Raw genomic sequence first — 6,650 nt, forward strand, 5'->3', positions numbered from 1 at the left:
ATTGACGGTTGTAGCCGGAGGGGCAGCGGGCGACTTCGCCAAGCCTCGGGCCGGATGGCCATCCGGCCCGAGGCTCAATCGCTTCCATCGCACATAATCATCTCGTGCAGATACAAGGGGCGGCGCCGGCGTTGAGGAAGTTCATTCGGCCTAAGCGACCTTTTCAGTCCGCGTAAAGCTCGCACGATCGGCGACGCGTGTATACCAGTCCCGGATATCCGCGAACCGCGCCAACAGATCGCGCCCTTGCGTGACCTTGACGAAATAGGCGATGATCGGCGCGGCGTGCAGGTCCGCCAGCGTCAGTTGGTCGCCAAGCAGCCACGGACCTTGTGGCTTCAGCGATCTCAGCACCTTCAGCACCGTCTCGGCCTGAGCAAGGCCGCCGGCGATCAACGCCGAATCCGGCTCAGCCTTCTCCAGCCGCTCGACGGCAACATCCCAGACCATGGCGCGATAGCCATAGGCGTCGAGCATGCCGATGATCTGGCCCATCCTGGCGCGGCCGCGCGCGTCGGCAGGCTGCAGCGCCGGTCCTTCGAAGGCCTCGTCGATATAGCGGGCAATCGCATTGGTCTCGAACAGGCGAAACCCGTCATAACAGAAGGCCGGGATGCGGCCGAACGGATGATGCTCGAAATACCAGGCGGGAATCCCCTCGGCGGCAAAGACATCGACCGGCACAAGCTCGTAGTCGATGCCTTTTTCCGCGAGTACGAGGCGGACGATGCGTACATAGACGCTGTACTCCGCCCCGTAGACGATGGGCTTGCCCATCTTGCTTACTTGTCAGGCCATCGCCTTCTGCAGGTTCTCGTCGATCTTGTCGAGGAAACCGGTGGTCGACAGCCAGGGCTGGTCGGGGCCGATCAAGAGCGACAGGTCCTTGGTCATGAAGCCGGACTCGACCGTCTGGATGCAGACTTTTTCCAGCGTCTCGGCAAAGCGCTTCAGGTCGGCATTGTCGTCGAGCTTGGCGCGATGCGTGAGGCCGCGCGTCCAGGCGAAGATCGAAGCGATCGAATTGGTCGAGGTTTCCTCGCCCTTCTGATGCTGGCGGTAGTGGCGGGTGACCGTGCCGTGCGCGGCTTCCGCTTCCACCGTCTTGCCGTCCGGCGTCATCAGCACCGATGTCATCAGGCCGAGCGAGCCAAAGCCTTGCGCGACCGTGTCGGACTGCACGTCGCCATCATAGTTCTTGCAGGCCCAGACATAGCCGCCCGACCATTTCAGGGCGGAGGCCACCATGTCGTCGATCAGGCGGTGCTCGTACCACAGCTTCTTCGACTTGAACTCAGCCTCGAACTCGGCCTCATAGACTTCCTGGAAGATGTCCTTGAAGCGGCCGTCATAGGCCTTGAGGATGGTGTTCTTGGTCGACAGATAGACCGGGTAGTTGCGCAGCAGGCCGTAGTTCAGCGAGGCGCGGGCGAACTCGCGGATCGACTCGTCGAGATTGTACATGGCCATGGCGACACCGGCGCCGGGCGCGTCGTATACATCGTGCTCGATCACCTGGCCGTCCTCGCCGACGAACTTGATGGTCAGCTTGCCCTTGCCGGGGAAGCGGAAATCGGTGGCGCGGTACTGGTCGCCGAAGGCATGGCGGCCGACGATGATCGGCTTGGTCCAGCCGGGCACCAGGCGCGGCACGTTCTTCATGATGATCGGCTCGCGGAAGATGGTGCCGCCGAGGATGTTGCGGATGGTGCCGTTCGGCGACTTCCACATCTTCTTCAGCTTGAACTCCTCGACGCGCTGTTCGTCGGGGGTGATCGTCGCGCATTTCACGCCGACGCCGTGTTTTTTGATGGCGTTGGCCGAATCGATGGTCACCTGGTCGTTGGTGGCGTCGCGGTGCTCGATGCCGAGGTCGTAATATTCAAGCTTGAGGTCGAGATAAGGGTGGATCAGCTTGTCCTTGATGAACTGCCAGATGATGCGGGTCATCTCGTCGCCGTCGAGTTCGACGACCGGGTTCGCCACCTTGATCTTCGCCATGGAAAGAATGCCTCGTTGCTGGATATGGGACGGCCTTGCCCGCGCGGCGTTGGGCCGGGAGATGTCGCCCGTATATCAAAGCGCTTTTGGCCACGCAAACGGCGATCGGTCACGAATTGGAGGCCAGAGCCGTCGTCATTTGCGAATGCTTCATTTTCCCGGCCGAATGTGGCAGGGACGCTGAAATGCCGCAAACAGCAGTTCATTGACAATCATGCCCGTCATCAAAGATCCCGATAGCATTGCAGTCGCTGGCCCGGCGATCATCCTCGTCGAGCCTCAGCTTGGCGAGAACATTGGCATGGTCGCGCGCGCCATGGCCAATTTCGGCCTGTCGGAGCTGCGCCTGGTCAACCCGCGTGATGGTTGGCCGAGCGAGAAGGCGCGCGCGGCGGCCAGCCGCGCCGATCATGTCATCGACGCTGTCACCGTCTTCGACGATCTGGCCTCGGCGCTCGCCGACCTGAACTTTGTCTTCGCCACCACGGCCAGGCAGCGCGACGGCTTCAAATCCGTGCGCGGGCCGGTGGAGGCGGGCAGGCTGCTGCGGGCGCGCCACGTGATGGGCCAGCGCACCGGCATCCTGTTCGGACGCGAACGCTTCGGCCTCTACAATGACGAGGTCGGCCTTGCCGACGAGATCGTCACTTTCCCGGTCGATCCCGATTTCTCCTCGCTCAACATCGCCCAGGCAGCACTTCTGATGTCCTACGAATGGATGAAGTCCGGCCTGGAGGACGAGACCAAGACCAATTTTTCCGGCCCGGACATGAAATCGGCAAGCAAGGAAGAATTGCACGGCCTGTTCGCCTATCTCGAAGGCGCGCTGGAAGCGCGCGGCTATTTCCGGCCGGCGCCGAAGAAGCCGAAAATGATCGACAATCTTCGCGCGGTGCTGACACGCCCCGGTTTTGCCGAACCGGAGCTGAAGGTGCTGCGCGGCATTATTTCGTCGCTCGACAGGTTTTCTCCGGCGATGCCGCGCGGCGACGGGTCCCCTGGCGACGACCCGCGGCGCTTGCCCGCGGCCGCCGCGCGGGCCCGCAAGGCGGAAGCGGCGCGCCTTGCCGACACCGGCAAGGACGATGACATACCGCCGCTTGGCGGAAAAGGAACCGACAATGACTGAGCGGCCGATCCTGATGTTCGATTCGGGCATCGGCGGGCTTACCGTGCTGCGCGAGGCGCGCGTGCTGATGCCCGATCGCCGCTTCATCTATGTCGCCGACGACGCTGCGTTTCCCTACGGCGCTTGGGAAGAGCCGGCGCTGAGGGCGCATATACTCGAATTGTTCGGCAAACTGCTTGAGCGCTTTGCGCCGGCCATTTCCGTCATCGCCTGCAACACCGCCTCGACGTTGGTGATCGATGCGTTGCGCGATAGATTTCCCGAGCATCCTTTCGTCGGCATGGTGCCTGCGATCAAACCGGCGGCGGAACGTACGCGCTCAGGGCTGGTTTCGGTGCTGGCGACGCCTGGCACCGTCAAGCGCCAATACACGCGCGACCTGATCAGCAAATGGGCACAGAAATGCCATGTCCGCCTGGTCGGCAGCGACAGGCTGGCGGGACTGGCTGAGATCTACATGCGTGAGGGCTTCGTCGATGAGGAGGCCGTACGCACCGAGATCACGCCGTGCTTCGTCGAACATGATGCGTTGCGTACGGATATCGTCGTGCTCGCCTGCACACACTACCCCTTTCTGGCCAATCGCATGCGCAAGACGGCGCCCTGGCCGGTCGATTGGCTCGACCCCGCTGAAGCGATTGCGCGCCGGGCGCTGTCGCTTCTCGCCGACATCGATCCGAGCGGTCGTGGCGAGATGCTGCCTGAAGGACCCGACCTTGCCGTCTTCACATCGGCAAGAGCCGATTTCCCGACCCGTCGCCTGATACAGGGCTTCGGGCTGGCTATGTCGTGATTGCGAAGCGGAACATCACGGCAGTCGTTGCGTTTTTCCCCAGATTCCAACGGGAGAAAGAACCATGCCAGCCACCTCGAAAGCCCAGCAGAAAGCCGCCGGCGCGGCTCTGTCGGCCAAGCGCGGCGAGACCAAGAAGAGCGAACTCCAGGGCGCTTCCAAGGGAATGTACGAATCGATGAGCGAAAAGCAGCTCGAGGAATTCGCCGAGACGAAGCGCAAGGGCCTGCCGGAGAAGAAGTCGAAAGACTAAGGATTAAGCATCCGGAATCAAAGAGCCCGCGGCCAAAACCGCGGGCTTTGAATCGATGTCGGCCGCCTGAGACCGGATAGGAGCCTACCAGCGCCCGCTGCAGCGCTTGATCTTGTAGCGTATGACCTTCTTGTGGCCGTGCCGCCAGATAACCTTCTTCTTGATCACGATGCGACAAGCCTGGTGATGCCGGTGTCCGTGCCAATGCCTGGCCTCCGCCGGCTCCGGTGTCAGGACCGCCATGGATCCCGCCAACACAGCGGCTCCCGTCAGGGTAAGGAAGAATTTCTTCATGCGATTGTAGCTCCTCTGCTCCGGTCCCTTCCTGATGCCGCTGGCGCAACCTCCCGCCACATCCGGCACTGTACTCAACCCAGAGACGCTATATCGTCGCCATGGCCTACGCCAGCCACAAGCTTGACACCGGTTAAATCTCCGTTTAATCAGCGCGCCAACACCGGGCCGCAATGCCCGGTGGTTTTCTTTATGTGCGCAAGATGCGTGGAAATCCAATTCTACTATCTTGTTTGAACTGACGTGTCCCGTGGGTTTTCCGCCGCGTTGCGTGGGAAAACCCTGTCAGGTCTCGAAAACGGAGGCCAGAGGAGGGCGCGTTTCCTTCACCCGGACCATGAGGTTCCGGGTGTATTGTTTTGAAAAGGGAATGCGATGAGCAAGCGCGAATCCGCGAAGTACAAGATCGACCGCCGTCTCGGCGAAAACATCTGGGGCCGCCCGAAGTCCCCGGTCAACAAGCGTGAATACGGTCCCGGCCAGCATGGCCAGCGCCGCAAGGGCAAGCTTTCCGATTTCGGCCTGCAGCTGCGCGCCAAGCAGAAGCTGAAGGGTCACTATGGCGACGTTTCGGAAAAGCAGTTCCGCAAGGTTTATGAAGAGGCTGACCGCCGCAAGGGCGACACCTCGGAGAACCTGATCGGCCTGCTCGAATCGCGTCTCGACGCGGTCGTCTACCGCGCCAAGTTCGTGCCGACTATTTTCGCCGCCCGTCAGTTCGTCAACCACGGCCATGTCAACGTCAACGGCAAGCGCGTCAACATCGGCTCGTATCGCTGCAAGCCGGGCGATGTCGTCGAAGTGCGCGAAAAGTCCAAGCAGCTGGTCATCGTTCTGGAAGCGGTCGGTCTCGCCGAGCGCGACGTGCCGGACTACATCGAAGCCGATCACAACAAGATGGTCGCGACCTTCTCGCGCATCCCTGGCCTGGCGGACGTTCCGTTTGCCGTGCAGATGGAACCGAACCTGGTCGTCGAATTCTACTCGCGCTAAAACGAGCGCGTTCTGCGACACCAAGCAAAGGCCGCCCGTCGAGGCGGCCTTTTCTTTGTCGGTCATGTCCGCTAACCCGGCGCTCTGGCCACTGAAAGCGACATGCCATGAACATGCTTCCAGACATCGAACCGATCGCCGACAGCGAAGGCGACTTCCATCCGCTGTTCGCCGACGTGCCGTCCTCGGTCGAATTCAACAAATTGCGCAAGCGGCTGCTGCGGCTGACCCGGCAGGCGATCGAGGATTTCTCGATGGTCAAGCCCGGCCAGCGCTGGCTCGTCGCGCTCTCGGGCGGCAAGGATTCCTACGGCCTGCTCGCGGTGCTGCTCGACCTCAAATGGCGCGGGCTCTTGCCGGTCGATCTTCTGGCCTGCAATCTCGACCAGGGCCAGCCGAATTTCCCCAAACATATCCTGCCGGACTATCTCGACAGTCACGGCATTGCGCACCGGATCGAGTATCAGGACACCTATTCCCTCGTCACCGACAAGCTGCCGGCGGGCAGCACCTATTGCTCGCTCTGCTCGCGCCTAAGGCGCGGCCATCTCTACCGCATTGCGCGCGAGGAGGGGTGCTCGGCGCTGGTGCTCGGCCACCATCGTGAGGATATTCTCGAAACCTTCTTCATGAACCTCTTCCATGGCGGCCGTCTCGCCGCCATGCCGCCAAAACTGCTCAACGACGACGGCGACGTCATGGTGCTGCGGCCATTGAGCTACTGCGCCGAGGCCGATCTGGAAAGATTCGCCGCCGCCATGCATTTCCCGATCATTCCCTGCGATCTCTGCGGCAGCCAGGAAGGTCTTCAGCGGAATGCCATGAAGGCGATGCTCGAGGACCTGGAAAAGCGTATGCCCGGCCGCAAGGATACGATGCTGCGCGCGCTGTCGAACAGCAGGCCATCGCACCTGCTCGACAGGAAGCTGTTCGACTTCGCTGCCCTCAACGACACCCTCACCACAAGGCAAGACATTTCCGATGACATTTGACGACACCGCGATCGATTGGCTGGCCGGCATTCTGGCCGAGGCGGCGCTGACCGAGATCATGCCGCGCTTTCGCCGGCTGGGCGATGGCGATGTCAGGCAGAAGACCTCGGCCGCCGACCTTGTGACCGAAGCCGACGTCAATGCCGAGCGGCTCATCACCGCCAGGCTGCTTGAGCGCTACCCCTCAGCGATGGT

Annotated in this window: 8 protein-coding genes and 1 pseudogene; 6 read left to right on the forward strand and 3 right to left on the reverse strand. The window is 61.8% G+C overall.

Annotated features, from left to right (window positions below; all coding sequences use genetic code 11):
• Positions 1-150 precede the first annotated feature (150 nt).
• Positions 151-777: a glutathione S-transferase family protein gene (locus tag EN906_RS17910; RefSeq protein ID WP_127270609.1), complete on the reverse strand. Its 627-nt coding sequence runs from the start codon at positions 775-777 to the stop codon at positions 151-153.
• Positions 778-789: 12 nt separating this feature from the next.
• The gene (locus tag EN906_RS17915) at positions 790-2,001 is read right to left on the reverse strand and encodes an NADP-dependent isocitrate dehydrogenase (RefSeq protein WP_127270610.1); all 1,212 of its coding nucleotides are present in this window, start codon (positions 1,999-2,001) and stop codon (positions 790-792) included.
• 214 nt (positions 2,002-2,215) lie between these two features.
• Here EN906_RS17915 and EN906_RS17920 point away from each other — a divergent pair, with 214 nt between their 5' ends.
• The 3 genes from EN906_RS17920 to EN906_RS17930 all read left to right on the forward strand — a co-directional run bounded on the left by EN906_RS17920 (position 2,216) and on the right by EN906_RS17930 (position 4,176).
• On the forward strand, positions 2,216-3,130 hold the full coding sequence (locus EN906_RS17920) for an RNA methyltransferase (protein WP_127270612.1): 915 nt from the start codon (positions 2,216-2,218) through the stop codon (positions 3,128-3,130).
• Positions 3,123-3,923: a glutamate racemase gene (murI, locus tag EN906_RS17925; protein ID WP_127272587.1), complete on the forward strand. Its 801-nt coding sequence runs from the start codon at positions 3,123-3,125 to the stop codon at positions 3,921-3,923. The genes EN906_RS17920 and murI overlap by 8 nt, the downstream gene beginning before the upstream one ends.
• Before the next feature lie 64 nt (positions 3,924-3,987).
• Positions 3,988-4,176, forward strand: a complete 189-nt coding sequence (locus EN906_RS17930) for a DUF3008 family protein (RefSeq protein ID WP_023810328.1) — start codon at positions 3,988-3,990, stop codon at positions 4,174-4,176.
• A gap of 84 nt (positions 4,177-4,260) precedes the next feature.
• On the opposite strand, the gene EN906_RS17935 is transcribed toward EN906_RS17930, so the two are convergent.
• Entirely contained in the window at positions 4,261-4,470 is a 210-nt protein-coding gene (locus EN906_RS17935) for a hypothetical protein (protein WP_127271832.1), read from the reverse strand.
• A 375-nt stretch (positions 4,471-4,845) separates the two neighbouring features.
• Between EN906_RS17935 and rpsD the strand changes: the two genes are divergently transcribed.
• The 3 genes and pseudogenes from rpsD to EN906_RS17950 form a co-directional block, all read left to right on the forward strand.
• Positions 4,846-5,463 carry a 30S ribosomal protein S4 gene (gene rpsD, locus EN906_RS17940; RefSeq protein ID WP_023759539.1) on the forward strand — a complete coding sequence of 206 codons (618 nt, stop codon included), beginning with the start codon at positions 4,846-4,848 and terminating at the stop codon, positions 5,461-5,463.
• Positions 5,464-5,570: 107 nt separating this feature from the next.
• Positions 5,571-6,455: a tRNA 2-thiocytidine(32) synthetase TtcA gene (ttcA, locus tag EN906_RS17945; protein ID WP_127271767.1), complete on the forward strand. Its 885-nt coding sequence runs from the start codon at positions 5,571-5,573 to the stop codon at positions 6,453-6,455.
• A pseudogene (locus EN906_RS17950) lies at positions 6,445-6,650 on the forward strand (inositol monophosphatase family protein); the annotation flags it as partial. The gene ttcA and the pseudogene EN906_RS17950, both read left to right, overlap by 11 nt.

The organism is Mesorhizobium sp. M7A.F.Ca.CA.004.06.1.1 (genome assembly GCF_003999135.1).
GTDB lineage: Bacteria > Pseudomonadota > Alphaproteobacteria > Rhizobiales > Rhizobiaceae > Mesorhizobium.